Genomic DNA, 16,091 nt, shown 5'->3' on the forward strand with positions numbered 1-16,091 from the left:
AAAGTTTCATCCCGCTGTGGCGCGGAGGGCTGGACGACTCGGCGGTAAGCAGGAGGGGCACACGTTATGACATCGGATCGGTTGATCGCGGGACGCTATCGACTCACCGACCCGATCGGCACGGGTGCGATGGGGGTGGTGTGGCGCGCCACCGATGTCCGGTTGCGGCGCACCGTCGCGGTCAAGCAGGTGCTGCTCGCGCCGGGCCTCACCGGAACCCAAGCGCTGGAAGCGAAATTGCGGGCCATGCGCGAGGGTCGTATCGCCGCGCGCCTGCACCACCCCAACGCCATCACCGTCTTCGATGTCGCCGAAGAGGACGGCCAGCCCTGGCTGGTCATGGAATACATGAACGCGCCGAGCCTCGCGGTGAAGATCTCCGGTGGAGCGACGCTGTCACCGATCGAGGTGGCCGGGATCGGTGCGCAGGCGGCGGCGGCGTTGTCCGCCGCGCACGACGCCGGGATCATGCACCGCGATGTGAAACCGGCCAACCTGCTCGTCGGTGACGACGGCACCGTCAAGCTCACCGACTTCGGCATCTCGCACGCCACCGGCGACGTCACCGTCACCGCGACGGGGTTCCTGGCAGGCACGCCCGCCTATCTGGCGCCCGAGATCGCCCGCGGTGACAACCCGAAACCGGCCGCCGACGTGTTCGCCCTCGGCTCCACCCTCTACGCCGCCGTCGAAGGCGCGCCGCCGTTCGGTGAGGGCGACAATCCCCTCGCCGTCCTGCACGCCGTCGCGCGCGGGGTGGTGCCCGAACCGAAGAAGGCGGGCCCGCTCGGACCGGTGCTGATGTGGTTGCTCACCGCCGACGACGCCGAACGCCCGACCATGGCACAGGCCAGGCGCGCACTGGAAGACGTTGCGGCAGGACGTGTTCCAGCCCTGCCAGCCACCGCGACCAAGGTGCTCGCGCTCGGTGCGACGCCCGCCGAATCGCCCGCACCCGAGAGCGGGGGAGTGAAGGCCGCCGGCTTGCTCGGCAGCGGTTTGGCTCTCGCGAAGGCGGCTCGCTCGGCGATCACCGGCGGCTCGTCGGGCCCCACCGGGGGCCTGGTCGGACCACCGCCCCCGGCCGAACCGCGGGTCCAGGACGCCGCGGCCTCGGCGAACGACATCGACTCCGCCGCCGCGACCGAATTCATCGGTGGGGTAGGCGATATCGGCGGGCATTCGTCGGGCAGGCCGCCCGCCTTCCCTGTCGCGCCGCCGCGGACCGACTCGTCGAACAACCGCGCCGTGCTGTTGCTCGCCGCCGCCGTCGCCGCATTCACGGTGATGCTGGTAGTGCTGGTGGTCACCCGCGACCGCGGCGGCGACGCCGGACAGCAGGCGCAGGAGCCGCCCTCGCCCGTCACGGTGACCACCATGGTCGACGGCAAGGTGAGCACCGTCGTGATCGTGCCTGAGCAGGAGACCATCACCGTCTCGGCGCCGCCGCCGTCCGGGGCCACCACCGCACCCCCCTCCACCCCGGCCACGAGCAGCGCGACCTCCACCCCGCGCCCCACCACGACCACCGTCACCACGACACCGGTCGGCCCACCGACGCCCGAACGCATCAACCAGTTCATCGCGAGCTACTACGGGATGCTGCCCGGCAACACCGGCGGCGCCTGGTCGCGCCTGGCCCCCGGCTACCAGGCCCAGACCGGCGGCTTCGGCCAGTACTCGTCGTTCTGGTCGACAGTGCGCTCGGTGACTGTCGGATCGATCACCCCCAGCGGCCCCGACCGCGCCGTCGTCTCGCTCACCTATCACCTCACCAACGGGTCGGTGAGCTCGGAGAACCGATGGATCCAGGTCACCGGCGACGCGGGCAACCTGCAGATCGCAGGGTCGGGCGTATAGGTCGAACCCGTTAGGCTTGACCGGGCTCCGCGAGTGCTGGTGGCCGCGAGACGACGAGAACGAGGCGAGTGAACACGTGAGCGCGCGACCGGCCGCGGTGCTGTGGGACATGGACGGCACGCTGCTCGATTCGGAGAAGTTGTGGGACATCGCGGTGCGCGAGCTGGCCCGCGAACACGGGCATGAGATGAGCGACGAGTTGCGCCACTCCCTCATCGGCGCTTCCGGACCCAATGCCCTGCGCATGCTCTTCGACGGCATCGGCGTCACCGCCACCCCGCAGGTGATCGCGGCGGCGGGGGAGTTCCTCGAACGACGCGTCGGCGAACTGATGCTCGGCCCCATCCCGTGGCGCCCCGGCGCGCTCGACGCGCTGACCATGGTGCGCGCCGCGGGCCTGCGCTGCGCGCTGGTGACCAACACCAAACGCTCGCTCACCGAATACGGTCTCGACACCCTCGGCAGGCACTTCTTCGACCTGTCGGTCTGCGGTGACGAGGTGGCCCACGGCAAGCCGGCACCCGATGTCTACCTGCGGGCCGCCGAGCTGCTCGGTGTCGATCCCGCCGACTGTGTCGCGCTGGAGGACTCGCCGACCGGTGCGCTGGCCGCGCAGGGGGCCGGCTGCGCGGTGATCGTGATTCCCTGCGAAATCGAGGTTCCCGAGGTCGCCGGGCGGGTATTCAGGGAGTCACTGATCGGATTGTCGGTGGCCGACCTGCGTGCCGCCTTCGCCGCACGGGACGAACGAGCCACTGCCACCGCGTGATAGGGCGTAATAGCCTACCGTGATAATTCCGTCATCGGGATGGAATGTGCGAAAACTGTTGTGGCGCAGATGAATTCACCTCCCTGTGATCTGTTCGGGATTGGCCGATTCGACCGAATCCCGGGCGTGTCACGGAATTTTCGCGCAAACTGTTTCCATGACAGGCACGCGGGGGCTTGACGAAATCGTCGACATCGCACGGTATCCACTCACCGATCCAGGTGATCCGGGTAGACAGGCCGCGATCGACGCGGCCCGTGCCGAACTCGCCGAGGACGGCTGTACCGTGCTGCGGGAATTCATCCGCCCGCAGCTGCTCGACACCCTGCGTGCCGAGGGTGAGGCCATCGCCCCGCACGCCCACTACAAGGTGGAGCGGGTCAACGCCTACAACATCCCGCTCGACGCCGACCTGCCCGCCGATCACCCGGCGCGCATCGTGCTCGACCGTGGCAACGCCTTCGTCGCCCGCGACCACATCCCCACCGAGGCGCTGATCCAGCGCCTCTACACCGACCCGGTGTTCCAGCGCTTCGTCGCCGACTGCTTCGAACTCGACGAACTGCACGAATTCGCCGACCCGCTGGCCGGGCTGTGCCTGAACGTGGTCGAGCCGGGCATGTCGCACCCCTGGCATTTCGACACCAACGAATTCACCGTCAGCATGCTCACCCGCCGCCCCGACTCGGGCGGTGTCTTCGAGTACTGCCCGAACATCCGCGATCCGCACGCCGAGAATCTCGACGACGTGCGGGCCGTGCTCACCGGCGAGGGCGGGCGCTTCATCCGGGCGCTCGAGCTGCGCCCCGGCGACCTGCAACTGTTCAAGGGCCGCTTCTCTCTGCACCGCGTCACCGAGGTGACCGGTGCCGGACAACGACATTCGGCGATCTTCGCCTACACGGACCGGCCAGGGGTGATCGGCACTGTCGAACGCACCAGGCAGCTGTTCGGCCGTGTGCTACCCGATCACGTGGCCGCCGCGGCCGCCGCCGTCCGAGGTGACCGACTGCTCGACTGAGAGGAACCCATGTCCGTTCCGTTGCACACCACCGGTAAAGCATCCTTCGACGACATCTACGAGAGTCCGGATCCGCGTGCGTATTTCGCGCGGATGAACGAGCTGGACTACCGGATCCCGGAACTGGCGAAGCCGCATTTCGCCGAGCAGTTGCGCCAGTTGCGCGCCGCGCGCCCGGACCGCATCCCGACGGTGCTCGACCTGGGCTGCTCCTACGGAGTGAACGCGGCGCTGCTGCGGACCGACACCACCGTCGACGAGCTGGCCACGCACTACCGCGACCACGCCGACACCGATCGCGTGGGCCTCCTCGCGGCGGACCGGGAGCGGTTACGCATCGACCTGATGCCCGACGTACGCTTCATCGGGATGGACGCCGCACGCCCGGCGCTGACCTACGCCCACGCCGCCGGACTCCTGCACGACTACGTGCACGCCGACCTCGAGGCCACCGAGCCCACCGAGGCACAGCGACGTGTGCTCGCCTCCGCCGATCTGGTGATCTCCACCGGATGCGTCGGCTACATCACCGAGAAAACCCTGTCCAGGGTCGCGCAAGCCGATCCACACAAGCGACCGTGGATGGCGCACTTCGTGTTGCGGATGTTCGACTTCGATCCCATCGCCGCCGAACTCGCCGCGCTCGGCTATCGCAGTGAGCAGCGGCCCGGTATGTTCCAGCAGCGTCGCTTCGCCTCGGCGCAGGAACGTCAGCAGGTACTCGATGCGTTGGCGGCCAAGGGAATCGACACCACCGATCACGAAGCCGAAGGCTGGCTCTACGCCAACCTGTTCCTGTCCCGCCCGCATCCCATCGAGACCTGAGGATCTGGATTGAACCAACCCACGTTCGCCGCCGAAGACACCCTGCCCCGGGTTCCGCTGCCGACACTGGAAGACAGTTGCGCGCGGTTCCTGCAGTGGTGTGCTCCGCTGCTCGGCGCCGAGGAATACGCCACCACCGAGGGCGCGGTAGCCGAGCTGCTGCGCCCCGGTGGGGCCGGGCGCACCCTGCACGCCGCGCTGGCCGAATACGACGCCACACCCGGTGTCGGCAGCTGGCTCGACGAGTTCTGGCCCTCGCGTTACCTGGGCCGCCGCGACCGGATCGCGCTCAACGCCAACTTCGTGTTCCTGTTCCGCGACGACACGCCGCTGGCGTCGTCGACGGTGGCGGGGCAGGCCGAGCGGGCCGCCGCGCTCATCGGCGCCGCTGTCGACTACAAGCTGGCACTGGACGCGGAGAAGATCCCGCCGGTCACCCAGCGTGGACAGCAGTTGTCGATGTGGCAGAACAAGTACCTGTTCTCCGAGACCCGGATTCCGGGCGAGGTGCAGGACTCCGTTCGCAAGCCCTACAGCGACGAATGGCCCGGGCCCTCGGACGCCCGCCACATCGCGGTCTTCTACCGCGGCAACATCTTCCGGATGGACGTGGTCGGGGCCGACGGCGCGCCGTACGCGTTCTCCGACATCGTCGACGGGCTGCGTGCGGTGATCAAGGCGGGCACCAAGCCCGCCGCCACCGATACCTCGGTCGGCCATCTCACCACCAAGGCACGCGCCGAATGGGCCCGCAGCCGGGCCGCCCTGCGCACCGTGCCCGCCAACGTGGAGGCGTTCGACGCCATCGAGACCGCACTGTTCTCGGTGTGCCTCGAGGACTTCGCGCCCCGCGACGAACTGCACGCCTGCGATCAGCTCCTGCACGGTGACAGCGGCAACCGCTACTTCGACAAGTCGGTGTCGTTCATCGTCTTCGCCGACGGCCAGGCGGGCATCAATATCGAGCACTGCGGGCTCGACGGCACAACCGTGCTGTCGTTCGTCGACGCGCTGCTCGAACGCGGCGCCGACGACCACGCCGCCACCAGCGGCGCCAAGGCCCAGGGACTTCCCGCCGTGGAGCCGGTCGAGTTCGAACTCGACTCGGCGGCGCGGGCCGATATCGCCGCCGCCGGAGCGGATTTCGCGAAGTTCGCCGCCGACACGGCCACCTCGCTGGTGTCGTTCGACGACTTCGGCACCGCCGACGCCAAGAAGCTGGGGATCTCGCCGGACGCGTTCGCGCAGTTGAGCTATCAGCTCGCGCATCGGCGCAGCAAGGGCATCACCGGGGCGACTTACGAGTCCATCGCCACCCGCCAGTTCCGCAACGGCCGCACCGAGGCCATGCGGGTGGTGACGCCGGAGATGGTGGCCTTCGTCAACGCCATGGTCGACCCCGAGGTCGACCAGGAGACGAAGCTCGCCGCGGCGCGGACCGCCGCCGCCGCGCACGTGAACCGCGCCAAGGAATGCCAGGCGGGCCAGGCACCCGAGCAGCACCTGTGGGAGCTCGAGTGGATCCAGCGCCGCCGCGGTGCCGAGCTCGGCGTGGACGGTGAGCGGATCGCGTTGTTCGACAGCCCCGGCTGGACCGTCATGCGTGACGACTACCTGTCGACCAGCTCGGCGCCCTCGCAGTACATCCGCTACTTCGGTTTCGGATCCACCAGTCCGCGCTGTATCGGTATCGCCTACGTGCTGCTGCCGGACCGCTGGAACATCTATCTGGCCACGCCGAAGTCGGTGGCCGACCAGATGTACGCCTTCGCCGACCACCTGCGTACGGCGGTTGGTGAACTGCGCGAGTTGCTCGCGGCATGATCGGTGTCCCGCGCACCCCGGCCCACCCAGGCCGTGGTGCGCGGGAAAACCGCTGTGCACGGTGTGAAACAATCGGTCACCGTGAAGAACTTCGAGTCCCTGTTCGCCGAGCTGACCGAGCGTGCCAAGACCCGTCCCGAGGGGTCGGGCACCGTGGCCGCGCTGGACGCGGGCGTGCATTTCCAGGGGAAGAAGGTGCTCGAGGAGGCCGGTGAGATCTGGCTGGCCGCCGAGCACGAGAGCGACGAGGCCCTCGCCGAGGAGATCTCCCAGTTGCTGTACTGGGTCCAGGTGATGATGGTGGGCCGCGGGCTGACGCTCGAGGACGTGTACCGACATCTGTGACGGCTGATCCGTCCGGTTCGACACTGCTCCCGTCATCCCCGAAAGGACCACCTTCCATGTTGCGCGTCGCAGTTCCCAACAAGGGCTCGCTGTCGGAATCCGCCGTCTCCATCCTCAGCGAGGCCGGCTACCGCAAACGCACCGACTCCCGTGACCTCACCGTCCTCGACCTCGCCAACCAGGTCGAATTCTTCTTCCTCCGGCCCAAGGACATCGCCATCTACGTCGGCTCCGGCGAGCTCGACCTCGGCATCACCGGCCGCGACCTGGCCCTGGACTCCGGTTCCCCCGTCACCGAACGCCTCTCCCTGGGCTTCGGCCGCTCGACCTTCCGCTACGCCGCCCCCGCCGGGGAGGACTGGAAGGTCGAAGACCTCGCGGGCAAGCGCATCGCGACCTCCTACCCGAACCTGGTGCGCGCCGACCTGGCCCGCTTCGGGATCGACGCCGAGGTGATCCGCCTCGACGGCGCGGTCGAGATCTCCATCCAGCTGGGCGTCGCCGACGCCATCGCCGACGTGGTCGGTTCCGGCCGCACCCTGCGCCAGCACAACCTCGTCGCCTTCGGCGAGTCCCTGTGCGACTCGGAGGGCGTGCTCATCGAACGCACGGGCGCCGACCGCGACGACCGCGCCCGCAACCAGCTCATCAACCGCATCCAGGGCGTGGTGTTCGCCCAGCAGTACCTGATGCTCGACTACGACTGCCCCAAGTCGCTGCTCGACCAAGCCGCCGCCATCACCCCCGGCCTGGAATCACCGACGGTCTCGCCCATGCGCGACCCCGACTGGGTCGCCGTCCGCGCGTTGGTCCCCCGTAAGCAGGGCAACGAGCTGATGGACCGTCTCGCCGAATTGGGTGCCAAGGCGATCCTCGCCACCGACATCCGCTCCTGCCGAGCATTCTGAGTCGACCTGGTCCTACAACGCTGGACCCTGCCCTACCGACTCCCGTGCTGGGACCGGTAGGGCAGGGAACGCCTGCGTCGTACCGGGGCCTGATCTATCTACGCTCGGTCAGTTCTCATCAACGTCCCCGTCGGGGAGCCTGCGAAGGCTTCGCGTTTGGTGGCGGGGATCGGCACTTCCCGCAGTTTTCCGTCGAACATCATCCACAGACCGAAACAGTCGTCGTCTTCGTCATGGATAAGGACTTGTACCGAAAACGGGTCAGGCCATTCTATCTCTTCGAGATACGTGAGCAAGCCTGACCAGTTGTGCCGATAGAATTGAATCACCCACATATAGCATTCTTCCGAGCCGGCGCTTTCGCCGGAGAATTTAGTATCATCGATCGGGGTGAAGCATTGGTGCCATTCGCGATTCGGATCTGGCATGGTCAGTGGTTGCATAGCCTCCTCGGCATCGCGTGCGAGCACGATAACCTCCGCGAACCTACTCACCGGTTTCCTCCGTATTATTCAGTGTTGCAAATCCATGCTCCGGTCGGCTCATCATCATCGCCAACTCGGTCGGCTGTCAAATCCCGTGTCGGGGTTGATTACCCGTACTCGCGGTTCGTCAGCGACTGCCTCCGCAACCAAACGCGCTTGATCGTCGTCTCTAGCCACAAATACGGCGAGCTCGGTTTGATGCTTCTTTCCATCAGCAAGTTTGTTCAAAAGCGTTCGCCGAATTTTATCGGCATCCATTCTCGATGACTCGGTGGCATCTATCGAACGGACGTTCGTTATCTGACCATTTCGCCATGTTACCTCTACCATGTCGGCCGTGGTGCCGGTCACTGTATTATTGATGTACCCTTTCTCCATCAGGCGATTGAGGTCGTCTTGGAAGAAGACTTCAGACCCATTTCCGGTGTGCGGGTCGTATGCTCGGCCAGAACGTGCCAGCTCGTCGTTGAAAAAGCTTCTCGCGGCGGCAGATGCTGCGTTATCCGGCGTATCGGACAATACATGTGGGACCCCGTTCTGATCCATAATTGTCCGCCGCCCATCGATGACTTCTTCTTGTAGAGGCTGTCGAAGACCCTCTGGCGACTCGGCAGCAGTTCCCATTCGCCCTGCACCCGGTGCGGAGTTGGGGTCGGGGAGGGCTTCCGGTGTAACGGGGGGTTGACCCGCATCGACGGTCGGGGGGGTTGGGGTGGGGTCAGGGGGAGTGATATTGCTGGGATCGGGGGTGTCGTCGTCGGACGAATCGCTGTCGCACGAGTCCGGGATGAGGCCGAGGGGGTCGCGCCAGGTGAGGGGGTTGTGGGGGTAGGTGTGGGGGTTGGGGGCGGGGGTGAGGCCGAGGGGGTCTCGGGTGAGGTAGCGGGCGGTGTCGGGGTCGTAGACGCGATGGAGGTTGTAGTGGAGGTCGGATTCGGGGTCGTGGAATTGGCCGGGGAAGCGGAGGGGGGTGGTTGAGGTGCCATGCCAGGTTGTTTTGCCCCAGAGGGTGGTTTCGGCGGTGGCGGTGGTTTCGGCGGTGGTGGGGTCGATGAGCTCGGTGGGGGTGCCGGCGAGGTCGGTGATGATCGCACGGAACTCGGAGGTGGCCGGGTCTTCGACGGATTGGGTGAGTGGGGTGTGGGTGCCGGGGTGGTACTCCCAGCGGGTTGCGCTGGTGGCGGTGGTGGCTTCGATCAGGTGGGTGTCGTCCCAGGTGTAGTCGGTGCGGTCGAGGACGGTGCCGTCGGTGGCGAGGTGTTGTTTGGTGGTGCGGCGGCCGAGGGCGTCGTAGGTGTAGCGCCACCACTGCCGGTCCGGGGTGTAGACGTCGGTGAGCTGGTCGAAGCTGTTGTAGCGGTAGTGCCAGGTGCGTGCGCCGGTGGTTTTGCGGATGAGGCGACCGGCGGGGTCGTGGTGGTATTCGGTGTCGCTGTCGCGGACCAGCAGGTTGTCGCGGTATTCGCGGGCGGTGCCGGTGATGTTGCCGAGCGGGTCGTAGCCGTAGCGCTCGGTGAGGTGATCGTTGCGGGCGACGGTGGTGACGCGGCCGCGGACATCGAGGGTGTAGTCGTGATGCGCGACCGGGATGTTCGGGCGGCTGACAGTGTGGGCGGTGAGGTATCCGTCTGCGCGATAAAGGAATTCGTCGCGGCGGAGGTGGCGCGGCGCGGGTCGTGCGGGCCGGTCGAGATCGAGGGACACGAGCCGGGTGGGGAAGCCGATGACCTCCTGGCCGACGAGCTGTCCGCGCGCGCTGACAGCGCGGTCGACCGCGATCTCGCCGGTGCGCCAGCGGGTGAGGTGCCCGGCGAGGTTGTACTCGAAACTCACGTCGTGGTCACCGACGCCGAGCCGGTCGACACGTCCGGTCAGGTCGTGATGCCAGGAGGTTTCGACCCCGGTCGGGCTGGTGCGGGCGATCCGGCGCGCATGCTGGTCGTAGCCGAATCGCATCGGCGACCGGTTGTCGACCTTCTCGGATTCGAGCAAACCCGTTGGACCGTAGGTGTATTCGATGACGTGATGGTGCTTGTCACCGTTGCCGGTGCTCGCGGTGAGCACCCGGCCCACGGGGTCGTGGGTGTAGCGGATCCAGTCGCCGTCGTCGGTGATGATCTCGGTGCACCTGCCGAGAACGTCGTAGCGGTGGTGGCGGCTGATCCCGGTCGCCGGAGTGACGGTGGTGACTCGACCCGCGGAATCCCACGTGTACGTGGTTCGTGTTGCGCTGTAATCGGCTTCGGCGACGAGGCGGCCCGCGTGGTCGTATTCGTAGGTCCAGGTCTGGCCGAGCGGATTGTGCACCGCGGTGAGGCGGCGTTCGGAATCCCACTCGTAGCGGGTGAGCGATCCGTCGGGATCGCGACGTGACCGCAGGAGGTCGAACGCGCCGTAGGAGTAGGTGGTGACGCCCCCGGCGGGATCGGTGTAGGCGACGATATTGCCTTCGCCGTCGTAGGCCCACGACTCGGCCAGGTTGTCGGGATCGGTTCTGCGCAGCAGGTTTCCGGCGGGCGACCACTCGTAGGTGGTCACCGCGCCGGTGGGGTCGACGGTTCGGATCGGGCGTCCTGCGGCGTCACGGTCGATGCGGGTCGTCGCGCCGAGTGGATCGATCAGGACGATCGGCAGACCGGCGGCGTCGGTGTGGATGGTGGTGCGCGCGCCGTCGACCAGCACGCTCGCCAGCGCGCCCGAGGGATGGTAGGTGAACTCGGTGCGGGAACCGGCGGGATCGACAGCGGCGGTCAGATCGCCGTTGTCGGACCATTCCCGACGGTGCACCGAACCGTCGGCGGTGGTGATGGTGCTCGGGCGGTGGCGCCAGACGTAGTCGTACTCGAGCGAAACACCATCCGGGCGAACGATTTCCACCGGGTCACCCGCGCCGTTGTAGCGGTAGGTGGTTGTCGTGGTCGGGTCGGGACCGGTGACGGTCAGTGGTTTGCGTTCGGCGTTGTAGTCGGTGTGGAAATGGGCGCCGTCGGGGGTGACCCGATCGCGCAATTGCAACTCGCGGTCGAACCCGTGGGTGGTGACGGCGCCGAGGGAGTCGGTGACGGCGGTGAGTCTACCCGCACCCCCGGGGAAATCCACATAGGCGAAGTCACAGTTCAGGATGTCCGCGGTGCCGCGCTGATGGACCACACGACCGGCATCGTCGTAGGTGTTGACCATCTGGTTGCCGTTCGAATCGGTCCACGAGGTCATCCGGTGCTCGGCGTCGTAGGTGTACCGGGTCGTCGCCGAGTCGGCATTGGTGACCGAGGTCAACAACCCTGCCGTATAACCGAATTCGCGCACAGGTAGCCCGTGCTCGCCGTCGGTGAGCAACACCAGACCGGTGACACGGCCGCGCGCGGACTCGACGCGTACCCGGTAACCGCCGGAGTGCGACACCTCGACCGGCACCCCGTCGGCGTCGTAATGGAACCGGATGCGGTTGTGGTGACGGTCCGTGATCGCCGAAACCGCGAAGTTGCCGAGCTCGACATCGAGATTGTCGAGGTGGGCTTCCGGGGCGAAATGCCAGATCAGCTCGCGGCGTTGATCCCACACGCGGTAACCGCCCGCGTCGGTGCGGGTCAGCGTCCAGGACTGGCCGTCGGTGAGCGGCCGCACCGGTTCACCCACCTCCGCGTGCGGGTAGGCGAGCATGATGCCCTCGTCGCCGAGGAACGTGACACCGTCCTCCGACACGACGACGCGAGCATCGAGGGTCGACGACCACGACGGCCCGAACCACCGCCCGAAACGGTAGTTCGAATGATGCGAACGGCGCAGCACCAGCGGCAGCACCCCCGGCAACTCCAGATCCGTTTCCGGCAGCAGGAATTCGCCGGTGCTGATATCGACGGGGTCGGTGGAACAGGTCTTCTGATCGGGGGTGCGATCGTGCTCGGCCCCGGACTTACGCGCCTCGTCGTGAGCGTCACTGTCGGCGTCCGCCCGGTCTTTCGCGGTCGGAGTGTCGGCGTCCGGGTCGCGGTCCTTACTGGTCTCCTGGTCGCGATCGGGTGTGCGGTCGTTCGGTGATTCGCGATCGGTGCCGTTGTCGGGATCACGGTCTGGGCTGCGATCGGTAGGTGTGTCGCGATCGGGAGTTCGATCGGTGGTGGTCTCCGGGTCGCGGTCGGGTGATCGGTCGGTGGGGGCGTCGTGGTCCGAACGGCGATCGTCGCGGTCCGGTGTGTGATCCGTGGGCGAGGCGCGGTGTGGGTCGGGAGTGCGATCGGCCGGGGTGTTCGGATCGCGGTCCGAGGCGGGTGGGCGGGTGGGGGCGTCCGAATCGCGGTCTGGCTGTAGGCGGGAGGAGGTGTCGGGAGTGTTTTCGGGCGCGCGGTCCCTCGGTGTTGCGTCGGGATGGTGCGTTGGGTTCGTGCCCTGATCGACGGGACGACTCGGTCCTCGGTCGGGAATGCCGGTGGGAGAGTGCGGGCGAGCCGGCTGGGCGGTGTGAGCGCGCGATGTGTCGGGGCGGCTGGCGGTGACCGGTGAGTTTTCGTTCGGGCGGGCCGACGGGTCGGGGGAGACGCCCGCGCGTGGGGGGTCCAGGGTCGGTCGTGACGGGGTTGGTGAATCAGGTTGTCGGTGTGCGGATGTCGTATCGGGCCGGGTCGGTAACTGTGGGGTGTGGGTTGGGCTCGGCGGGGTGGATTGGGGGCGTGCGGGTGTCGCGTCGGGGGTGCGGGGGCTCGGGCCCGCTTCCGCGTGGGTGGCAGGGCCTGGTTGCCAGAGGGGGGAGGAGGTGGCGGGGTTCGAAGTCTGTGCGGCCGGGGCGGTCGTCGTGTTCGGGTTGGCCGAGGCCGGTGAGGTGTCGGCAGTATGCGGAGGGCGGGCAGCCGCAGTGTCCGGGGAGGAACTGGTACCCGAGGGGTGGTCGGAGTCGTTGCGGTCGATCGATCGGCCGTCTGGTTCCGTACGCGACGTGGTGCCGGAATCCGGGTGTCCGTCGGTTCGCGTGTGGGGGGTGTCGGGAGTAGCGCTGGGCGAACTCGGATTGTGTTGAGTGGATTCAGGTTCCGAGCGTTGTGTCGCCGTGTCTGCGGTGGGATCGGTGCGCCGCGCCGGATCGCCGTCCTGCTGGTCGGAGCGTGAGGTGGGTGTATCCGTCTGCGGGGTAGGTTCTGCGCGCTGGGTCGGCGAGTCGGCGGACGCGGGAACCGTGCGCTGAGCCGAACTGTCGTCCTGCTGGTCGGTACGCGAGGTCGGTGTGTTGTCGGTCTGTTGCGTCGGCGTCGTATCGGCCTGGTGGGTCGAGGCCGGTTCTGTGCGTTGTGTCGGTGACTGATCGGTGTGGGTCGGAGAGGGCTCTGCCCGCTGGGTCGGGGCGGACGTGTCGGGGTTCGTGGTTCCCGCCGCTTCGGGGCGCGGTTCCGTGCGGCTTGTCGGCGGCTCGGGGTCGGGGGTGTGTTCCGGGGTGTGGGTGGGCGCCACTTCGGGGGTGGGCTCGGGATCGCGGGTGGTGCCCGGGTTTTCGGCGGCCGGGGCCGGCTCGTCCTGCTGCGTTCGTGGTGCCGGCTCGGCCTGGCGCGGCTCGGCGTTCTCGGGCGCGCTCGAGTGCCCACCGCCGGTGTCCTCGGTGCGCTGAGTGGGGGCCTCGCGCTGTGGGCCCGCCTCGACGGGCCGCGCCTCAGCGGGTGAGGACCCCCGGTCGTTCTGCGGCAGACCCGCACCTTCAGGCGGCGTGGTCTGCCCTGGCGGGTCGGCGTCTCGGGTCGGGCTCGGGGTTTCCGGGGCCCGAGTCGGAGTGGGGTTCGGGTCGACGCCATTGCCCGACACGCGCCTGCCCGCGTCGGCGCCGCGTTTGAGCGCGGAGATCGCGGTCTTCACACTGCCACCACCACCGGTCGCGGCCGTGAGGATGAGGTCGGGGGCCAGCGACCCGGCGAATTCGAACGGGTTGGCCCTTGCCTCTTTGAGGATGGCGTCGACCGCCGCACCCGGATCGGCTACGGCGACAACGAGTCCGGTCCCCAGATCGGACAGCCCTTTGGCGTAGTCGGCGGGATGGGTGATGTTGTAGATATCGGTCGGATTCACCTGGCGCACCAATTGCACCATTCCGGTGATAGCGGTGAGGAATCCGGCGGTGAAATTCAGGGCAGCGTGGTCGAGCACCCCTTTGAGGTCGGAAATATTCGCGATCCACCGCTCACTGAACGGCGGTTCCTTCGGCGCCCGCTCGGTAGCTGTCTCGATCGCGCCGACCGCGATCGACGCGCCGTTGTCACGCTGCACCCGTGCGCCGCGCAGGATTTCGCGCGCCTCGTTGCGAATGGTCGTCCAGGTATCGATGAGCGGATTCGCCTGTTGCTGCTCGCCGGTCAGACCGTTCCACCAGGTTTTCTGCCGACGTTCTTCGGCGTCGGCCGCTTTCCAGCGGTCGATGGCGGTCTGGGCCTTGTCCTGGGCGGCCTTCACCTCGTTCTGCCAGGCCTTCAGTGCCTCGGCCGCGGCCGCCATCGCGTCGGCGCCGTCGAACCAGAGTTTCGGCTGTTTGTCGTAGACGGCATTGAACGCGTCGGCGCCCTTACCGGTCCATTCGGTGGCATCGATCTTCTGCAGTGCCTGACCGGTCGATTCGATCGCCTCGGCCATCTTCGTCAATGTCTCGGCGGCGGAACCGATTTCGGACGGCTCGCCCAGGATCAGCTCTTTGGGGTCCTCGGTCCGGCCCAGCTCTTCCTCTTCGACATCGCCGCCGGTCGCGGAGGCGATGTTGTCGCCGAGATCGTCGAGCGCATTACCGAATTTCTCCAGCCCGACGTGTTTGGCTGCGTCACCGACCACATCCAGGCCGTCGTCGATGATCTGGCCCGCACCCTCGACGACATTCTCGACACCGTCTTCGATCGCGCTGCCGACTTTGTCGATGAAATCGCCGATCCCCACGGACTACTGGCCCCCCTGCTCCTTCTTCATGATCTCCGCGGCTCGCTCGGCCGCACCGGTATTCCAGCCGGGAGTTTCCCCGGTGAGTAGGCTGCCGGTCACCGGACTGATATTCGCGTACGCCTGCGGTCCGACCGCCTCGATGACCTTCATATTGGTCTGAATGTGCTGGCCGGCGTCCTGAAAGGACTTCACGCTGTAATCGGCGTTGCGAATGTGGTTGAACGAATTGTCGGCGAACGTCTCACCCCAGGAACGCTTGGTGATCTCCTCACCCGACAGATGTGGATTGCCCGCCATATGCGTCCACATCGTCTTCAGCGTGTCCTCGGACTTGGTTTCCATCTCGTCGTAGCGGCCCGCCGCCAATCCCAGTGTGCGGGCGATCGAGTTGCCCGCCTGCACCAATGCGCGCACACCCCACGACCACCGCTCGGTGAATTCCTCGAAGGTCTTCTGTACCGTCTGTTTGCCCGCCTCGAGCGTGGACATCGTGAGCAGCGCGAATCCCCGGCCCATATTGCCGGTCTCGCCGATCCCCATCTCCGACAGCTGACCGATGGTGTCGTCGATGCCCGTCGCGGCCTGTTGCAGCACCGCGGGGTCGACTTTCAATGTGGTCATCGCATGCCCCCGTCTGTCGCGTGTTCGGTGAGATCAGGTGGAAACGCCATCGGCGCGGAACCGACGATGTCGATTGCTATTCCGGCGGGTTCGTCGCGCGTATCCAGGTAGTCGCGCAGGCGCCGCCCGAAAATCCAGTGGTAGCGGTAGTCCTTGTCCTGGTCGGCGGCATTGTCGAGGCGATCGCGCGCGGCGACGAACCGGGCGTATTCCTCGACGCTGGTGAACGCGCACAACCAGTCGACACCACCGAGCGGCAGGAAGAAGACCCGGTTCTCGGCGGTGAGCGGAACCAACAGGGCGGCCTGCCGAAACGCGGCGAGCAACGCATCCGGCTGCCCGAAGCCCGCGTAGAAGGCTGCTATTTCGGCGTGGAGGCGTTCCCTGCCGTCGCCATCGGTCATCCGACGCAACCTCCCCCGCACCCCGTTCTTCACTCTCGAACGGCAGTGTACGCGAATGACGGCCGTCGTAGGGAGTCCCGGAATCCAGGGGGCTGTCGCACAATTCGCGCGCTTCCGTCGGAGACGGGG

General features: G+C 67.2%; 11 protein-coding genes. 7 read left to right on the forward strand and 4 right to left on the reverse strand.

Going from position 1 to position 16,091, the window contains the following annotated elements; all coding sequences use genetic code 11:
* Nucleotides 1–66: 66 nt before the first annotated feature.
* The 7 genes from LDL21_RS27500 to hisG all read left to right on the forward strand — a co-directional run bounded on the left by LDL21_RS27500 (nucleotide 67) and on the right by hisG (nucleotide 7,552).
* A complete protein-coding gene (locus tag LDL21_RS27500; RefSeq protein ID WP_225282362.1) occupies nucleotides 67–1,860 on the forward strand; it encodes a serine/threonine-protein kinase in 1,794 nt (597 codons plus the stop codon).
* A 76-nt stretch (nucleotides 1,861–1,936) separates the two neighbouring features.
* Nucleotides 1,937–2,629, forward strand: a complete 693-nt coding sequence (locus LDL21_RS27505) for an HAD family hydrolase (protein WP_308017177.1) — start codon at nucleotides 1,937–1,939, stop codon at nucleotides 2,627–2,629.
* 157 nt (nucleotides 2,630–2,786) lie between these two features.
* Complete coding sequence (locus LDL21_RS27510; RefSeq protein WP_225282363.1) at nucleotides 2,787–3,650, forward strand: HalD/BesD family halogenase; 864 nt, start codon at nucleotides 2,787–2,789, stop codon at nucleotides 3,648–3,650.
* A 9-nt stretch (nucleotides 3,651–3,659) separates the two neighbouring features.
* Nucleotides 3,660–4,475: a class I SAM-dependent methyltransferase gene (locus tag LDL21_RS27515; protein WP_181699065.1), complete on the forward strand. Its 816-nt coding sequence runs from the start codon at nucleotides 3,660–3,662 to the stop codon at nucleotides 4,473–4,475.
* Nucleotides 4,476–4,484: 9 nt separating this feature from the next.
* Complete coding sequence (locus LDL21_RS27520) at nucleotides 4,485–6,299, forward strand: choline/carnitine O-acyltransferase (protein WP_225282364.1); 1,815 nt, start codon at nucleotides 4,485–4,487, stop codon at nucleotides 6,297–6,299.
* A 63-nt stretch (nucleotides 6,300–6,362) separates the two neighbouring features.
* Nucleotides 6,363–6,644: a phosphoribosyl-ATP diphosphatase gene (locus tag LDL21_RS27525; protein ID WP_308017178.1), complete on the forward strand. Its 282-nt coding sequence runs from the start codon at nucleotides 6,363–6,365 to the stop codon at nucleotides 6,642–6,644.
* Nucleotides 6,645–6,700: 56 nt separating this feature from the next.
* Nucleotides 6,701–7,552, forward strand: coding sequence for an ATP phosphoribosyltransferase (hisG, locus tag LDL21_RS27530; protein ID WP_181699061.1), 852 nt, complete (start codon nucleotides 6,701–6,703; stop codon nucleotides 7,550–7,552).
* A 98-nt stretch (nucleotides 7,553–7,650) separates the two neighbouring features.
* Here the strand turns inward: hisG and LDL21_RS27535 are convergent, their stop codons facing one another.
* The 4 genes from LDL21_RS27535 to LDL21_RS27550 all read right to left on the reverse strand — a co-directional run bounded on the left by LDL21_RS27535 (nucleotide 7,651) and on the right by LDL21_RS27550 (nucleotide 15,962).
* On the reverse strand, nucleotides 7,651–8,022 hold the full coding sequence (locus tag LDL21_RS27535) for a hypothetical protein (RefSeq protein WP_225282365.1): 372 nt from the start codon (nucleotides 8,020–8,022) through the stop codon (nucleotides 7,651–7,653).
* A 78-nt stretch (nucleotides 8,023–8,100) separates the two neighbouring features.
* Nucleotides 8,101–14,934 carry a putative T7SS-secreted protein gene (locus LDL21_RS27540; RefSeq protein WP_225282366.1) on the reverse strand — a complete coding sequence of 2,278 codons (6,834 nt, stop codon included), beginning with the start codon at nucleotides 14,932–14,934 and terminating at the stop codon, nucleotides 8,101–8,103.
* Between the two features lie 3 nt (nucleotides 14,935–14,937).
* On the reverse strand, nucleotides 14,938–15,558 hold the full coding sequence (locus LDL21_RS27545) for a type VII secretion target (RefSeq protein ID WP_181696444.1): 621 nt from the start codon (nucleotides 15,556–15,558) through the stop codon (nucleotides 14,938–14,940).
* Nucleotides 15,555–15,962, reverse strand: coding sequence for an SseB family protein (locus tag LDL21_RS27550; RefSeq protein WP_225282367.1), 408 nt, complete (start codon nucleotides 15,960–15,962; stop codon nucleotides 15,555–15,557). Before LDL21_RS27550 ends, LDL21_RS27545 begins: the two co-directional genes overlap by 4 nt.
* Nucleotides 15,963–16,091 lie beyond the last annotated feature (129 nt).

It is taken from the genome of Nocardia rosealba, assembly GCF_020216065.1.
GTDB classification, from domain to species: domain Bacteria; phylum Actinomycetota; class Actinomycetes; order Mycobacteriales; family Mycobacteriaceae; genus Nocardia; species Nocardia rosealba.